We start from the raw sequence: 16,749 nt of genomic DNA on the forward strand, positions 1-16,749 counted from the left end.
GGCGTCCACGTCAAGGACGGAGTGGTGGGCAGCTTCCGGGTGATCAAGCGCCACCACGGGGAAGACTTCGACTTCGACGAGTTCTAAACCCAGCCACACCCATGCGCACCACATAGAACCCCGGCCCGCCGTAATCGGGCCGGGGTTCTGGCCTCAGACCCCCCGGGGCACCCGGCACGTGGTGCCCACACCTGCCCCATGCCCGACGGTCCACACACCTTGCACGCCATCCCAAAACCGGCGGAAGGCGCTGCGAGACCGCCCACGCTCACGTCCTCCTGCATCACCGGCTCACTCTCACTCCCCAGCAGATTCCCGCTGGAACACCCCCGTTGGCGGTGTTCCCCAGCAACGGCCACCGGTTTCCTTCGCAGCGGCCGGGTGAGCCCGACGGGTGACGAAAGCGAAAGCCGCACACCTGGTGCAGGTCCCTTCACCCGGCCCCGACCGCAAGCAAAGCACACGGACCCAGGACAGAGCGGCACGCCACGCGACCACAGGGCACATTCCCCACCCAAGACACCACGGGATGAGTGACATGAACAATCGCCTGGTGGAGGACGCGAGTGACGGCACCTACGTCATGGAGATCCTCGACATCACGTGCACCCCCGCAATGCCGCGCCTTGGACACCAAGTCCGCTGGGAAATGGACAGCTACCTCAAAGAGACGGTCGACCTCACCCAGGTCACCTGCAGGGTCATCATGAAGATCGGTCCCATGAAAATACTGGACAAAAGCTTCAAGCTGCCCGAACTGCTGGCAAGCATGGGCACGCACCTCTCGGGTGACACCCAACCACCCGCCGGGCCGTGGAAACAGACCTGGAACCTGCACATCCCCACAGCCGTACCCGTGGCCAGACACCGACTCCACCTACGCGCCCGAACAGGAGACGGGAAGAACTTCCTCGCCCTGAACATCCCCGTCGCCTTCAGCCACAGATGGACCACCACCAGCGACAACATCACCACACCCAACCGCCCCGACTTCGACAGAGACCTCAGCGGAGCACTATGACCCGGAGCACCGCCCAGCCGGCGCAGCATCAGCAACACGGCCGGCAACCCCACGAAACCCGCGTCCGCCCAGCCCACTCCCGCCCGACCCAGTGAGGTCGAGCGGGCGAGAGCGGCCTTCAGCCGGCGTCTTCGCCGGCGCCGGATGCCTCGCCGCTCCTCCCGCACGGGACCGGTCTCCGATCCAGACGGCTGCGCGGCGCTATGGGTAGGCCGAAGACGCCGGCGTCGCGCCACTGCCGGAAGCGGTTGTGGACGGTCGGCCAGGCCTCGAACTCGGCCGGCATCTCCCGCCACTGCCCGCCGGTCTTGAACCGCCAGATCACGCCTTCGAACTGCTGCCGTAGCCGCTCGGGGTACGGGCCGTACTCGCCGATCGGCGGGTACGGCCCGATGAACTCCCGTTCTTCCTCGTCCAGTTGCACTCGCGTCACGCGAGAAGGGCTACCGGTCCAGACCCGCCGCGAGGGCGAATCCCGCAGATTGATCACGACTCGATACGCGCCCCAGGTCAAGCAGCAGGGACCGCTCGCTGAGGGCCAGCGACCACAAAGCCCAGACGGCTCACTCTCGACTGCTCCCTCGTGCGCGTGCTCCTCTCGGTGGAACCTCGTCCTGGGGCCGCCTCCGATGCCGGGCCTCTCCCCCGCTCGGCATCGGGGCGCGTCGCGTCCGCGTACCGGTCTCAGGCGGGGCGGCCTCCGACGTTGATCTCCGCGGCGCCGGCGAAGGCGTTGACTGCCGGGGAGTTGAGGCCCGTCAGGCGTACATACCGGCCGCGGGTGGCGCTGAACTCGGCGTTCTGGGGGGTGAGCGCCTCGGTAAAGGAGCCGTTGGCCACCTCCGTCCAGGTGGTGCCGTCGGCGGACACCGCGATCCGGTAGTCCTGGATCCTGCCGTTGCGGGCGTTCTGCCGCTGTGTGTACTGCAGGCCCGTGACGTCGTACGTCTTCCCCAGGTCCAGGGTGATGTGGTGGGGGAAGCCGGGCGCGGCGCTGTACCACTGGGTGTGCCAGAAGGTGTTCGGGTCGCCGTCGATGGCGTTCGTGGCGGCTCCGTTCTCGCCGACGGTCTCCTGGCTGTCGACGTCGTGCACGCGGAGCGTGGACTGGTCGATCAGATCCGGCAGCGGGCGCAGGGCGGATTCGACCGACACGGTGGCGCGTGCCGAGCGGTCGCCCTGGACGGCGCTGATGGTGTGCGTGCCGTCGTAGGTCGCAGCCGGGATGACGCCGTGGCGGGCGAACCGTCCGTCCGCGTCGGCGCGCACCGTGTAGAGAGTCCTGTCGTCGATGCGGATGTCGACGTAGCCGGGCTCGAAACCGGTCAGCTTCAGTGGGACCCACGTTCCGGCCTTGACGTCCCGCGGTGCCGAGAGCGCCGGGGCGGCCGGAGCGTGATCGGCGCCGGAGGGCGTGTCGCTCGGCTGGACGCGGACGGACACCGGGTCGCCCACCGACGGGGTGAGCAGGCAGGTCGTGTTCCGGGTGAAGGCCGCCTTGACGCCTGCGGTGTAGAGGCCTGCGCTGTGGAGCGAGTCCCGGGCCCGGCTCTGGGTGAACGTCACCGGCAGGACCCGGTCACCGCACTGCGCGGTCGCGGTGAGGGGCTCGGTCAGGACGCTGGACGAGGCGGGGTCGCCGTCGGTTGCCGCGGTGTCCGGGACGATCCGGGTGCCGTCGTCGGAGGCCTTGGTGCCGGGGGCGGCGACGAGGCCCAGCCCGAGCCGGGCGGTGACTCCGCGCGGGGCGACGGCGTCGGTGCCGGCGACGGTGGCGGCCCACCGGGCACCGGGGCTCTCGTAGAAGTTGGCACCCGCCACGGTCAGGCGCGGGCCCACCAGGGCGAGGCGAGCGGCGAAGCCGGCCACGTCCTTGTGCGCCGCGGGCGTCCAGCCGGTCTCCAGGATCGCGGCCGCTCGTGGCAGCGTCAGGAACTGCGCCTGATCGCCGCCGCGCACCGTCTCCGACCACAGCGGGCCCTCGACGCCAAGCACGGCCGCCTCGGGAATGCCGCCGGACACCGTAGTCGTCGGGTCCCAGCCGTAGTAGCGCTGGAAGTCGCAGGTGCCGCTGCAGGCCCACGTCAGGCCGATCGGGGTGTCCTTGGTGTACTTCTGGTCCAGGTAGGCGGCGCCCGCGGCAGACACCACGGCCTTGCCGCCCTTGGCGACGAAGTCCCGCACCCAGTCGCCGGAACCGACCCAGTACTGCACGACCGAACCGTCCCAGAAACCGGGCTGCTGGGAGAGTCCGGCCTCGGCGTACTCCGTCCAGCCCATCGTGCCGACGCCCGTGGCGGCCTTGATACGGGGCACCGCGCGGTTGACGAAGTCGACGTAGCGGGTGTGGCCCATCGCGTGGGACTCGTCGCCGCCGATGTGCACGTACGGGCCGCCGGTCATCTCGGCCAGCTGGCGGAAGACGTGCTCGACGAAGGTGTAGGTGAGGTCGTGGCGCTCGTCGAGTGCGGAATAGCCGACGTTGCCGGTGCCGTTCCAGTCCACGACGCCGGTTCCGGAGTCGGGCGCGGGCAGGGACCTGCTGGTGTTGAGCTGGGGAATCGCGTGCAGGGCGGCGTTGGTGTGCCCGGGAATGTCGACTTCGGGAACGACGGTGACGAACCGCTCCCTCGCGTAGGCGACGATGTCACGGTACTGCTGCTGCGTGTAGTAGCCGGTGCGGCCCAGTTCGGCCCGGTGGCCCTGCTGGTTCATCGCGGTCGCGCCCGACTCGCGGTGCAGTCTGCCGTAGTCGATCGGGTCGCCCGGGGCCTTGCCGTCGTTGGTGATCTCGATCCGCCAGCCCTGGTCGTCGGCGAGGTGCAGGTGCAGCACGCTCATCTTCAGCCGGGACAACGTATCGATGTAGCGCTTGACGTCGTCGACGTCCTGGAACGAGCGGGCCACGTCGAGCATGACACCGCGGTAGGAGAAGCGTGGCGCGTCCTCTATGTGCGTCGCGGGCACGCGCCAGTCGGTGACGACAGGGGTCGGCGACTCCGCCCACGCGGGCAGGAGCTGACGCAGGCTCTGAACGCCGTTGAACGCGCCGTGGCCGGTGCGCGCAGTGATCGACACGCTACGGCGGTCCACGTCCAGGACGTACGACTCGGCGGTGGGTGCGGCGCCGTCGACGGTGTACTTCGCCGCCGGGTCCACCGAGATGCGGATGGCGTTGCCGCCGTCGTGCCCGCGCACCGGTACCCGGAATCCGGTCGCTTTCCGCAGTTCTACGGCGAGTTGCTCACCGACGCGGGCCGCTGCGCCGTGTGCGACGACGGCGAGGGAGGGACGCAGGACGAACGGCTCCTCGCCAGCCGCATGTTCCACGACGACCGGGCGCGGGACGAGCGCGGTGGCCGGCGCCGCGGGCGGGGCCTGCTCGGCACTGGCTGCCGCGGGCACACCCGCCGGGCCAACCAGGATCGTGAGGACCGCCGCGACCAGCAGACGCGGAGCGCGACAGCGGGACGGCACAGGACTTCTCTTCACTCGCAATGGCACGGGGACTCCCTGGAGGGCAATCAGCGATGCACGTACATGCTTGAAAAGCCTGAGCTCCATTCAGTTTCGAGCAACTTAGCGCCACGGACCGGAGTGGTCTAGTCCCTTTACACGAAGAAGGTCTCGACGTACTCCTCGGCCCACCCAGTTCCGGCTCGTCGCGCGGCTCGATCCGTTCTCGGAAGCGCTCCGGCTCCAGCAGGGTCACGGTGTTCTCGCCCGGCACCAGCAGAGGCGCGGGAAGACAGAGCGTCACCTGGGGGCCGGCCCGGTCACCCGGGCCGCCGACCTGACGGTGAGCCGCCCCGGCTCGCCCCGGGCGGCACCCGTGTCCTGTGGTTCGGCACCGGCACCCGCTACGGCCGAGAGACCGAATGCCTTGACAGTGGGCCGAGTCCGGCCAGTAGCCTCTTCAGGACCCAATAGTGGTCTAGACCAGCTGGAGGATTTCATGAGAAGGCGCAGAACTGCCTTCGGCGTGATCGCCATGGCAAGCTGTGTGACGCTCGGGGTGCTCACGTCCGGAGCCGGCGCCCAGGCCGCGGAACCCACGGCGGCGCGGGGCGCCGCCTCGGCCGGCGACCGTCCCTTGCCGCCGGTCTCTCCGACGCCGCAGTCCATGTCCCGTTCGGGCGACGACGTGGCCGTCACCGGCCGGGTGCTCGTGGTCGCGGACGCACACACGGATGCAGCCGCCCGCGACCGCCTCGTCCGCGTGCTCGAGAAGCACGGCGCCTCGCGCGTTGACAACGTTTCTCCTGGCAGCGTCCCGCAGGCGTCCGAGGGGCTGCTCACCGTCAGGCTCGGATCCGCCGATCGTCCGGACGTCGCAAAGGCGTTGGGTGACACCGCCGTGCCCGGCCATGCGGAGGGCTACGCTTTGCGGGTCACGGGACGGGAGTCGCACCCGGAGATCGCTCTCGGGGGCACGGACGCCGCGGGCCAGTTCTACGCCGTGCAGACCCTGCGCCAGCTCTTTCAACGCGGCGAGGAGAACTGGAAGGTGGCGGGAGCTCAGGTCAGTGACTTCCCGTCGATGCCGCTGCGGGGCACCATCGAGGGCTTCTACGGCCCGCCGTGGACGGCGGCCGAGCGTCTGGACCACATGGACTTCCTCGGCGAGATGAAGTCCAACACCTATGTCTATGCCCCGAAGGACGACCCGTATCACCGGGACAAGTGGCGCGAGCCCTACCCGCCGGCCAAGCTCGCCGAGCTGCGCGAACTGATCGACCGTGCCCGGGCCGACCACGTACGCTTCACCTTCGCCGTCTCACCCGGTGCGTCCATCTGCTACTCCGACCCCGCCGACACCAAGGCGCTCACCGACAAGTTGCAGGCGATGTACGACGCGGGCGTGCGGTCGTTCTCGATCCCGCTGGACGACATCAGCTACACCCGCTGGAACTGTCCCGGAGACGGGGAGAAGTTCGGCGCGCCGGGCCGTGGCGCAGCGGCCCGCGCCCAGGTGAGCCTGCTGAACACGGTACAGCGCGATTTCGTTGCCAAGCGGAACGGGGCCAATCCGCTGCAGATGGTGCCCACGGAGTACGGCGATCTGACCGACACCGCGTACAAGCAGACGATCCGTGCCACGCTCGACCCCGCGGTGCAGGTGATGTGGACCGGGACGGACGTGGTGCCGCGGGAGATCACGAACGCCCAGGCGTCCAAGGCCGCCGAACTGTTCGGACGGAAGGTCTTCGTGTGGGACAACTACCCGGTCAACGACTTCGGCCGGACCGCGGGTCGACTGTTGCTGGCGCCGTACGACAAGCGTGAGCCCGGTCTGTCCGACCACCTCAGCGGCATCGTCTCCAACCCGATGAACCAGGAGGCCGCCAGCAAGCTCGCGGTCTTCACCATGTCGGACTTCTCCTGGAACGACCGGGGCTATGACCGGGACCGCTCCGGACGCCAGGCCGCTCTCCACCTCGCCGCGGGGGACCGTCGTACGGCCGACGCAGTGCAGGTGTTCGTCGATCTCAATCATGCGGCCCCGACCTTCGGCTCCGAGCTGTGGCAGCCCCAGGCACCGCTGTTCAGCGCCGAGTTGGAACGGTTCTGGGACGCGTACGGAACCGATGCGCGGGCCGCGATCAGCGGATTCCGCCCGTCCGTGCGCGCGGTCACGCGGGCGCCGGCCGTCATCCGGGAGGGCGTGCCCGACAAGCTGTTCCTCTCCGACGCCTCCCGCTGGCTGGACGCCACGCAACTGTGGGGACAGGCGATGGAGCACGGACTGAACACCCTCGCCGCGATCGATGCCGGGAACCCGGCCGAGGCGGCCGAGGAGCGCAAGTCCATGGACTCCGTCGCAGCCGCCGCCTCTCGGATCACGGTCGACCCGGCGGAGCACCACCAGCACGGCCAGGTGAAGATCGGTGATCCGTTCATCGAGGACTTCGTCACGCGGGTGGAGAACCTCCACGACGAGTCGATGGGGCTGCCGCCCCTCAGGGAGCTCGCCCGAGGGAAGACGGCGACCCAGATCTCCGACTACGACTGGGGCGGCACGTTCCCCTTCAGCGCCGGCAAGTCCGTCGACGGTGACCGCTTCAACTTCTCCACCACCAGCGGTCGCGAGGCGCAGCCGTGGTGGCAGGTCGACCTCGGATCGAGCGCCGACCTCGAGAAGATCAAGATCTACAACCGGACGGACTGCTGCGCGGACAGGACGAAGGACTACTACGTCCTGGTCTCCGACCAGCCCTTCTCCGGAACGCTCGCGGATCAGCTCGGCAAGGCGGGCGTCTGGAGCCACCACGAGACCGACCAGGCCGCAAGCCCCACCACCATCGAGACCAACGCCCGGGGCCGTTACGTGCGGGTGTGGCTCGCCAGCAAGACCCCTGTCGAGCTCAACATGGCCGAGGTCGAGGTCCTCGGCCGCGTGCAGCAGGGCTGACACCGCCGGCTCACACACCGCCCGGATCCTACGCGGCCGCCCCGAGCGGGACGGCCGCGTACCGGACCTGAGCCCGCAATCCGGAGGTGGCGGAAGGCGAGCTGAGGATGGGCCCGCGGTGCGTGATTGTGCGCGGATCCCGCCACTTCACGCCATCTTCACGCATCCGTCCTCTTGTAGGCGCCATACCTCGCGACTACCTTTCGCCCAATCAATCTGCCCCAGGAGGCGGCTGTGCGCCGAATATCGGTCATTCTTGCGCTGGTCCTCGCGGTGGTCATCGGATCTTTGGGCGGGCAACCCGCGCTGGCAGACGGGTCGGCAGCCGATCCGCCGCCTGTCGTCCCGAGACCGACGGCCTGGAGCGGTCTGGGCGGCGCCGTCTCCCTCACTGCCGGCTCGCGGATCGTCGTGGACCCGCGGGCGCGCTCGCGCACGCAGACCGAGGCGGGCAGCGCGGAGCTGCCGGGACCGGCCCGGCAGACGGTGCAGGAACTCGCCATGACGCTGCGTGCCGAGATCCAGCAGGTCACAGGGCTGCGGCTACGCGTCACGAGCGATGAGGACGATCCGGCCGACGGCGACATCCTGCTCGGGCTGGCCGACGACACCGCGCTCGGCGCCGAGGGCTATCGGTTCGCCAGCTCCGGCGTGATCCGTGTCGAAGCAGCCTCCACCCACGGACTGTTCTACGGAACGAGGACGCTGCTCCAGATGCTGCGGGCCGACCCGCAGCACCGGGCCGTACCGCGCGGCCGCAGCCTCGACCGGCCCGCCCAGCAGGTGCGCATGGTCATGCTGGACGCCGGACGCAAGTACTGGCAGCCGGGCTACCTCGAGAATCTCATCCGCAGGATGGGCTACCTCAAGTTCAACACCCTGTTCCTGCAGTTCTCGGACGCGGAGGGCTTCCGGCTCTTCAGCCGCAAGTTCCCCGGGCTCGCCGATCCCGCGCACAGCTACGACCGCACCGACATCGAGCGGCTGAAGGCGGTGGCCGCCCAGCAGCACGTGCAGTTGATGCCCGGCATCGACGTCCCGGGACACGCGACGGTGATCAGCAAGGCGTTCGGGATCGGCTTCGTTGACGGGCCCGACCCGTGCACCGGGGCGCACACGCACTCCCACCTCACGCCGGACTGGATCCTCGACCTCACCAACCCGCGCACGCTCCAGGTGACCCGGAGCATCGTGGACGAGTTCGCGGGCTGGTTCGACGCGCCGCTGTTCAGCATCGGCGCGGACGAACTGCCCGGCCAACTCGCCAACTGCCCCCGGCTGAAGCGGTACCTGGACGCCGATCCGACGGTCACCACGATGGGCGACGCGCTGAACGCGTACATCAACGCCCTCGACGACGTCGTGACCCGCCACGGCAAACGCACCGCGGTCTACAACGGCTCCGAGCACCTCGCCGCACCGCAGCAGTCGGTGCACTCCTCGGTGGTCTTCCTCACCTGGGAGGGGACGGGGAGCACGCCCGCGATCCCGAACCACGACGAGATCGCCATCGGGCCCTTCTACGTGACGCCGAACAACTACCACAACCTCTATCCGAACGAGTCCTGGATGTACGGAAGTTGGATGCCGAGCACCGCCCCGGACATGCTCGGCTCCGGGCTGATGAACTGGGCCGACTACAACTTCTGGGCCGCCGACGGCTACTTCGAGCAGAACATGGCCGCGGGCCGCGCCATCCTGGCCGACCGGGCCTGGAACGCCTCGGCCCCCACCGACACTCTGAGCGACTTCCGCGCCCGCGTGGCCGTGCTCGGCGACCCGCCCGGCGTGACGACCACGTCCGAGCCGCCCAGGACCGACGACGGCCGCCCCAGCCACCACTGGACCTTCGACTCCGCGCCCTACCCGAGTGGCTGGACCTACGCCAGCCGTCCGCCGAACACGATCATGGCCGAGGACGTCGCCGGCGACCTGCCCGGTACCTCGTACATCATCAACAACCCGACGCTGATCGACGACGGTGTACGCGGTCAGGCCTTCAGCTACGACAGCGACCGCGACGGCGTGGGATTCGGCGGGCTGGACGTAGCCGAGCCGTGGACCGTGTCGACCTGGGTCCGGCTCTCCGGCCGCACCAGCGACCAGGTGCTGCTCAGCTCGCGCACCGGCGCGCTCAAGCTCCAGCAGTACGGCACCGGCAAGGTCGGCTTCACCCACTACGGCGTCGCCGACTTCAGCTTCGACTACACCCTGCCCCTCGGGAAGTGGGTCCAGCTGACCTGGGTGACCGAACCCGGGCACACCACGCTGTACGCGGACGGCACGCGCGTGGGCACCGTCGACGCCTCCGTGCCGCTGCCGCTGCGCTCGATCGGCACCCCGAAGGCAAGCCTGCGCGGAGATCTCGACGAGCTCTTCACCTGGGACGAAGCACTCGATCCCGGTCAGCTCCAGGCCCATTACGCCGACTACCGCCCTTGACCGCGAGCGTTGACGAACAAGGAGGAGCACAGTGATCCGGCAACGTGACAGGCACCGTGGACGCCGCACAAGACGCACCGCCGTCAGTTGCGCGGCCGCGCTGGCCGCCATCGCCACCACCATCGGGGCCTCCCCCACGGCGAGCGGGCCCGGACAGCAGGCGGTGACGCAGCCGCAGCCCGACTACGAGCCCACGGTCGCCTCGCTCAACAGCCACCCCACCCCCCGGTGGTTCAACGACGACAAGTTCGGCATCTTCATCCACTGGGGCGCCTACTCGGTGCCCGCCTGGGGCCCACGCGGCAGCTACGCCGAGTGGTACTGGAACTACATGAACTCTCCGGGCAGCCCCACGAACGCCCACCACCGCGACACCTATGGGGCCAACACCCCCTATGACAGCTTCATCGGCCAGTGGAAGGCCGAGAAGTTCGACCCGGACGCCTGGGTCAAGCTGTTCGACGACGCGGGCGCCAAGTACTTCGTGCTGACCTCCAAGCACCACGAGGGCGTCGCCCTCTTCGACAGCAAGGTCAGCGGCCGCGACACCGTGGACCTGGGCCCCAGGCGCGACCTGGCCGGCGATCTGTTCAAGGCCGCACGCAAGGACGGCAAGCTCAGGACGGGCTTTTACTACTCGTTGTACGAGTGGTACAACCCCTCGTACACGGGCAAGCCGGTGCGCAACCCCTACACCGGGGCCACCGTGCCCTACACCGGAGCACCGCAGGTCGCCGACTACGTCAACGACTACATGGCGCCGCAGATGCGCGAGCTCATCGACAACTACGACCCGGACATCCTCTGGTGCGACGGGCAGTGGGAGAAGCCCGCCTCGTACTGGAAGACGGCGCCCGTCATCGCCCACTTCTACAACCAGGCGAAGGACCGCGCGCACCCCAAGGACGTCGCCGTGGCCAACCGCTGCAAGATCCAGACCGGCGCGCTGGACAGCACGGAACTGGACTTCCAGACGCCCGAGTACACGGTCAAGGCCGACATCGACCCGGTCAAGTGGGAAGCCAGCCGGGGCATCGCGCACTCCTACGGCTACAACCAGAACGAGCCCGAGGCCGACTACCTGACCTCCGATCAGCTGGTGGACTCGCTGGTCGACATCGTCAGCAAGAACGGCAATCTGCTGCTCGACATCGGCCCGCGCGCCGACGGCACCATCCCCGAACTCCAGCAGCAGCGGCTCCGGGACATCGGCGCCTGGCTGAAGACCAACGGCGAGGCCGTCTACGGCACGACGTACTGGAACCACGCCGAGGAACCCGCCGGCGGTGACAACGTCCGCTACACGGTCAAGGACGGCGCCCTCTACGCGACCGCGCTCAGCTGGCCGGGCGACCACCTCACCCTCGGTCCGGACGTGCCGGCCGACCACAGCACCCGCATCACGCTGCTCGGCTCGGACGGAGCGGAACTCCCCTGGCACCGGGACTCCGCCGGACGCGTCGTGGTCGACACCCCGGCCGCCGGGCCCGCGGCCACCAGCAGCAAGCACGCCTACGTCTTCAAGATCAGCACACCGGGCGTCCACACCCTGCTGCGCACCCGGGCCGATCTGCCGAAGGAGATCCATCCGGGCCAGACCGTCCAGGGGACGCTCGATGTGACCAACACGTCCCGCAGCGAGGCGCCGCAGACGGACATCACCCTCGACGCACCGGCCGGCTGGACCGTCTCCCCCGGCACGACCCGCGTCGCCCCGCTGCAGGGGGCGGACGAGAGCCGGATCCCGCTCACGGTGACGGCGCCCTCCGACAGCGCACCGGGGACGTACCCGATCAAGGTCACGCTGCGCAACGGGCGCCTGACGACCACCGCAACCCTCCAGGTGACGGTGGCGCTGGAGAACCTCGCCCTGGGCCGGCCCGCGACGCAGAAGTCGACGGCCTGGGACGCACCCGCCTCACGGGCCGTCGACGGCAACACCGACGGCAACTTCTCCGCCGGGTCCGTGACGCACACGGCGGAACCCTCCGACCAGGCCTGGTGGCAGGTGGACCTCGGCACCGCGTCCCGCCTGTCCACGGTCGACATCTGGAACCGCACCGACTGCTGCGCCAACCGGCTCCGGGACTTCTGGGTCATGACATCGGACCGGCCCATCACGGCGGACGGCCTGGACGCGGCCCGGTCCACGCCCGGCGTGACGGCGGTCCACGTCACGGGGCAGGCCGGACGCCCCACCTCCGTGCAGCTCCCGGCGGACACCACCGGCAGGTACGTCCGCGTCCAACTCGCCTCCTCGACCGACCCGTTGTCACTGGCCGAGGTCCAGGTGCGCGGACGGTCGGCAGGCTGACCAAGGAGCGATGACCCAGGCGCCCGTCCTCATCGCTCGTCGGCGATGAGGACGCGGCGCGCGGTGGCAGCGGCCCGTACGACCAGGCGTCCGGCGTCGGCACGTTTGTGTCGATGGAGTCGTTCGAAGGCACCCTGCACGAGCGACGGGGCACCTTCCACTTCGTCCACTCGGCCACGACGACCGGTACCGACCGCGTGGCCGAGTTCTTCACCCTCGTCCCCGCCGGCGGCACCGGCGAGCTGGCCGGGATCACCGGCAGCGGCGGTCTGGCGATCGACACCGACGGCACGCACCGGATCTGGTTCGACTACGAGCTCGACTGGGCCAGTTTGTAGACGCGCGTGGCCGTCCCCTCGAACACCGCGGTGCGTTCGTGCTCGGTGAGCGCGGAGGTCAGGTCCCGGGCCGTGGCCAGGACTTCCTCGTACGGGGCCGCGAGGGTGCACACCGGCCAGTCCGAGCCGTACATCAGGCGGTCCGGGCCGAAGGCCTCCAGCACCACCTCCGCGTAGGGGCGCAGGTCGGCCGTTTTCCAGGCGGCGAGGTCGGCCTCCGTGACCATGCCCGACAGTTTGCAGACGGTGTTGGGCCGGCCGGCGAGCGCCGCCACGGCGCTCGCCCAGGGCTCCAGCTCTCCGGAGGCGATGGGCGGCTTGCCCAGGTGGTCGAGGACGAAGGTCAGTCCCGGCAGGATCGCGGCCGCCTCCGCGCAGGCCGCCAGCTGATGGGGCAGGACGACCAGGTCGTAGGCGAGGCCCGCGTCGGCCACGGCGGCCAGGCCTCGCCGTACGTCGGCCCGCAGCAGCCATTCCGGGTCGGGCTCGCCCTGCACCTGGTGGCGGATGCCCTTCAGGAAGCGGCCACCGGGCAGTGCGCGCAGTCGGGCGAGTTCGTCGGCGACATCGGGGCGGGTGAGGTCGGTCCAGCCGACGACACCCGCGATCAGATCGTGCCCGGCGGCCAGAGCCAGCAGTTCGGGGGTCTCCTCCGGCACGGTGACCGTCTGGACGACGACCGTGTGGGCCACTCCGGCCGCCCCGGCCCGGGGTTCCAGGTCGTCCAGGGTGAAATTCCTTTTGATCGGCCGGAGTCGAGGGCCCGTGATCCAGTCCTGGTCGCGGATCGACAGGTCCCAGACGTGATGGTGCGCGTCCACGGTCACGGCAGCTCCCACACGACAGGCAGCCCCGCGTCGGCGCCCTCGCGGGAGTAGTCGTGCACGACGTCGAGCAGCTCGGCCATGCGGGCCTGCCAGGCGACGTTGACCGGCAGCCGCTCCAGTTGGGCGAGGAGGCGGGGGTAGTCCTCGCACTCCAATAGGTGGAAGAGGTCGGTGCCGCTGCGCCAGATCGTCCAGGAGGTGGCTCCGGCGGCGCGGATGGCGGCGGTCAGCTCGGCCGGGACCTCCCGGTGCACGACCTCGTAGTCGGCGATCCGGTCGGGCCGGACCTTGGTGTGCAGGGCGACTTTCATGACGACTCCTCGGTGGGCAGCAGACCCGTCTCGCGCAGTTCCCGCCAGAAGGCGGCGGGGACCTGGATTGCGAACTGCTCCGCGCAGTCGCGGACTTCGGCGGCCGAGCCGACACCCACCAGAACGCTGGCCACGGCGGGGTGTGCGGAGCAGAAGTCAAGGGCGGCGGCACGCAGGGTGACGCCATGCCGCCCGGCGAGCGCCTGCAGCCGCAGCGCTCGGTCCAGCATCTCCTGGGGCGCTCTGGCGTAGTCGTACGTCGACGTCGGCGTCGGGTCCGCCAGCAGACCGGAGTTGAAGGCGCCGCCGACGACGACCGACGTGCCGCGCTCGGCGGCGGCCGGGAGCAGGTCGGCGAGGGCGCTCTGGTCGAGGAGAGTGTAGCGGCCGGCGCACAGCACCACGTCGACGTCGGTGTCGCGAACGAAGCGGGTGAGCATTGCGGACTGGTTCATGCCGGCGCCGATCGCCCCGACCACTCCTTCGGAACGGAGTTTCTCCAGCGCCGGATAGCCCTCGCGGAAGGCCTGCTCGGCGTGATCGTCGGGGTCGTGGAGGTAGACGACGTCGATGTGGTCCAGGCCGAGGCGGTGCATGCTCGCCTCCAGGCTGCGGCGGATGCCGTCGGCGCTGAAGTCCCAGACGCGGCGGTGCGTGGCGGGTACCGCGAAGCCGTTGGCCAGGTCGTCGCCCGTGCCGTCGGCGGGCTCCAGGCGGCGGCCCACCTTGGTGGAGACTGTGTAATGGGCGCGGTCGTACTCCCGCAGGGCCGCGCCGAGGCGGCGCTCGGACAGGCCGAGCCCGTAGTGCGGGGCGGTGTCGAAGTAGCGGATGCCCCGCTCCCAGGCGGCGGCCACCGCCTCGTGCGCCTCCTCGTCGCCGACGTGCCGGTAGAGGTTGCCGATCCCGGCGGCACCGAAGCTCAGCGGGCTGACCTCGACGCCGCTGCGGCCCAGGGCGGTCACCGATCCGCCGGGCGCAACCGCAGGCCCTGCATGCCGCCGTCGACGGCGAGTGCGGTACCGGTGGTGGCGCCGGACAGGGGGCCGGCCAAATAGGCGATGGCATCTGCGACTTCGGCGGCGGTGACGAGCCGGCCGGTGGGCTGGCGGGCCTGAAGTGCGGCGCGTTCGGCGGCCGGGTCGGGGGCGGCGTCCAGCAGGCGGCCGACCCACGGTGTGTCCACCGTGCCTGGGTTGACGCAGTTGACGCGGATGCCCTCGCGGACGTGGTCGGCGGCCATGGCCAGGGTCAGCGAGTACACGGCGCCCTTGGTGGCGCTGTACAGGGCGCGCTGCGGCAGTCCCGCGGTGGCCGCGATGGAGCAGGTGTTGACGATCGCCGCGTGCGAGGAGCGGCGCAGGTGCGGCAGGGCGGCGCGGGCGGTGCGGACCATGCCGAGGACGTTGACGTCGAAGACGCGGCGCCACTCCTCGTCGTCGTTGTCCTCGATGGTGCCCTGGGCGCCGATGCCGGCGTTGTTCACCAGGACGTCGAGTCCTCCGAGGGCTTCGGCGGCCCGCTCGACCGCCGTGCGCACCGAGGTGTCGTCGGTGACGTCGGCCCGGAAGGCGAGCAGCGGCTTCGCCACGGACGACGGGTCCAGGTCCAGGACGGCGACCTGCGCGCCCCGCTCGGCGAGGAGTTCGGCACTCGCCCTGCCGATGCCGGAGGCGCCTCCCGTCACCAGCGCCCTGAGTCCCTGGAAGCCGCTCATGCCGCATGTCCCTTCTGCAGGTCGGGGTCGGTGGCCCAGAAGGTGCCGCCGGGGAAGGTGTACCGCGCGATGGACTCGGGCCGCATGGCGGCCGAGAAGCCCGGGGCGGTGGGGGCCGTGTAGTGACCGTCGCGGATCACCACCGGCTTCAGGAAGTGCTCGTGGAGGTGGTCGACGTATTCGATGACCCGGTCCTCGGTGGTGCCGGAGACCGCGACGTAGTCGAACATCGACAGATGCTGCACCAGTTCGCACAGGCCGACCCCGCCCGCGTGCGGGCAGACGGGGACTCCGTACTTGGCCGCCAGCAGCAGGATCGCGAGATTCTCGTTGACGCCGGCGACGCGCGCCGCGTCGATCTGGAGCACGTCGAGGGCGCCTGCCTGGAGCATCTGCTTGAAGACGATGCGGTTGTGCACGTGCTCGCCGGTGGCGACCTTCACGGGGGCCACGGCCTCGCGGACCGCCGCGTGGGCGAGGATGTCGTCGGGGCTGGTGGGCTCCTCGATCCAGTACGGGTCGAACTCGGCGAGCGCCCTGGTCCAGCGGATCGCCTCGGCCACGCCCCAGCGTTGGTTGGCGTCAATGGCGATACGGATGTCCGGCCCGACGGCCGTGCGGGCCACACGGCAGCGGCGCACGTCGTCGTCGAGGTCCGCGCCGACCTTCAGCTTGATCTGGGTGAAGCCGTCGGCGACGGCCTGGGCGGCGAGCCGGGTGAGCTTGTCGTCGTCGTAGCCGAGCCAGCCCGCCGAGGTCGTGTAGGCGGGGTAGCCACGCTGGAGCAGCCGGGTCGTGCGCTCCTTCGCGCCCTCCCGGCCGCGGCGCAGGATCTGGAGCGCCTCCTCGGGGGTGAGCGCGTCGGTGATGTAGCGGAAGTCGATCTGGCTCACGAGCCACTCGGGGTCGGCCTCGGCGAGCAGCCGCCACAGGGGCTGTTGCGCGCGCTTGGCGGCGAGGTCCCACACGGCGTTGACGACCGCTCCGATCGCCATGTGCATCACGCCCTTCTCCGGTCCCAGCCAGCGCAGTTGGCTGTCGCCGATCAGGTCCCGGAAGAGCGAGCCGGGGTCGCCGCACACGTCGTCGACCAGGCGTCCGACCACGTGGTGGCGCAGCGCGTGGATCGCGGCGACCTGGACGTCGTTGCCCCGTCCGATGGTGAAGGTGAAGCCGTGTCCCTCCTCTCCGCCGTCCTCATCCGTGCGCAGCACGACGTAGGCCGCCGAGTAGTCGGGGTCCGGGTTCATGGCGTCGGAGCCGTCGAGCTCGCGCGAGGTGGGGAAGCGGATGTCGTGGGTGTCGACCGCGGTGATGCGGGCGGGCGTCGCGGACACGGATGGCCTTTCGGTCGGTGACGGGGGAAC

11 protein-coding genes and 1 pseudogene are annotated in these 16,749 nt (G+C 70.1%); 5 read left to right on the forward strand and 7 right to left on the reverse strand.

Annotated features, from left to right (window positions below; genetic code table 11):
* The first annotated feature begins 538 nt into the window (after window positions 1-538).
* Window positions 539-1,021 (forward strand): hypothetical protein, encoded by a 483-nt coding sequence (locus ACFY4A_RS28025; protein WP_390832115.1) that lies wholly within the window; start codon window positions 539-541, stop codon window positions 1,019-1,021.
* A gap of 214 nt (window positions 1,022-1,235) precedes the next feature.
* Here ACFY4A_RS28025 and ACFY4A_RS28030 read toward each other — a convergent pair.
* Window positions 1,236-1,454: pseudogene (locus ACFY4A_RS28030) on the reverse strand (transposase); the annotation flags it as partial.
* 251 nt (window positions 1,455-1,705) lie between these two features.
* Window positions 1,706-4,498, reverse strand: coding sequence for a family 20 glycosylhydrolase (locus ACFY4A_RS28035; protein ID WP_390832116.1), 2,793 nt, complete (start codon window positions 4,496-4,498; stop codon window positions 1,706-1,708).
* 478 nt (window positions 4,499-4,976) lie between these two features.
* Between ACFY4A_RS28035 and ACFY4A_RS28040 the strand changes: the two genes are divergently transcribed.
* The 4 genes from ACFY4A_RS28040 to ACFY4A_RS28055 all read left to right on the forward strand — a co-directional run bounded on the left by ACFY4A_RS28040 (window position 4,977) and on the right by ACFY4A_RS28055 (window position 12,527).
* Window positions 4,977-7,433 carry a beta-N-acetylglucosaminidase domain-containing protein gene (locus ACFY4A_RS28040; RefSeq protein ID WP_390832117.1) on the forward strand — a complete coding sequence of 819 codons (2,457 nt, stop codon included), beginning with the start codon at window positions 4,977-4,979 and terminating at the stop codon, window positions 7,431-7,433.
* 234 nt (window positions 7,434-7,667) lie between these two features.
* Window positions 7,668-9,875 carry a family 20 glycosylhydrolase gene (locus ACFY4A_RS28045; protein ID WP_390832118.1) on the forward strand — a complete coding sequence of 736 codons (2,208 nt, stop codon included), beginning with the start codon at window positions 7,668-7,670 and terminating at the stop codon, window positions 9,873-9,875.
* 31 nt (window positions 9,876-9,906) lie between these two features.
* Window positions 9,907-12,189, forward strand: a complete 2,283-nt coding sequence (locus tag ACFY4A_RS28050; protein ID WP_390832119.1) for an alpha-L-fucosidase — start codon at window positions 9,907-9,909, stop codon at window positions 12,187-12,189.
* A gap of 113 nt (window positions 12,190-12,302) precedes the next feature.
* Entirely contained in the window at window positions 12,303-12,527 is a 225-nt protein-coding gene (locus tag ACFY4A_RS28055; protein ID WP_390832120.1) for a DUF3224 domain-containing protein, read from the forward strand.
* Here the strand turns inward: ACFY4A_RS28055 and ACFY4A_RS28060 are convergent.
* From ACFY4A_RS28060 to ACFY4A_RS28080, 5 genes are read right to left on the reverse strand one after another with little or no spacing between them, the layout of a single operon-like run.
* The gene (locus ACFY4A_RS28060) at window positions 12,500-13,354 is read right to left on the reverse strand and encodes an amidohydrolase family protein (RefSeq protein ID WP_390832121.1); all 855 of its coding nucleotides are present in this window, start codon (window positions 13,352-13,354) and stop codon (window positions 12,500-12,502) included. The two genes, ACFY4A_RS28055 and ACFY4A_RS28060, sit on opposite strands and share 28 nt — an antisense overlap.
* Complete coding sequence (locus ACFY4A_RS28065; protein ID WP_390832122.1) at window positions 13,351-13,665, reverse strand: L-rhamnose mutarotase; 315 nt, start codon at window positions 13,663-13,665, stop codon at window positions 13,351-13,353. Before ACFY4A_RS28065 ends, ACFY4A_RS28060 begins: the two co-directional genes overlap by 4 nt.
* Window positions 13,662-14,630 carry an aldo/keto reductase gene (locus ACFY4A_RS28070; protein WP_390832123.1) on the reverse strand — a complete coding sequence of 323 codons (969 nt, stop codon included), beginning with the start codon at window positions 14,628-14,630 and terminating at the stop codon, window positions 13,662-13,664. Before ACFY4A_RS28070 ends, ACFY4A_RS28065 begins: the two co-directional genes overlap by 4 nt.
* On the reverse strand, window positions 14,627-15,382 hold the full coding sequence (locus ACFY4A_RS28075) for an SDR family NAD(P)-dependent oxidoreductase (RefSeq protein ID WP_390832124.1): 756 nt from the start codon (window positions 15,380-15,382) through the stop codon (window positions 14,627-14,629). Before ACFY4A_RS28075 ends, ACFY4A_RS28070 begins: the two co-directional genes overlap by 4 nt.
* Window positions 15,379-16,719, reverse strand: coding sequence for an L-fuconate dehydratase (locus ACFY4A_RS28080; RefSeq protein WP_390832125.1), 1,341 nt, complete (start codon window positions 16,717-16,719; stop codon window positions 15,379-15,381). The genes ACFY4A_RS28075 and ACFY4A_RS28080 overlap by 4 nt, the downstream gene beginning before the upstream one ends.
* Window positions 16,720-16,749 lie beyond the last annotated feature (30 nt).

Source organism: Streptomyces sp. NPDC001292 (genome assembly GCF_042896465.1).
In the GTDB taxonomy this organism is placed as follows: Bacteria; Actinomycetota; Actinomycetes; order Streptomycetales; family Streptomycetaceae; genus Streptomyces.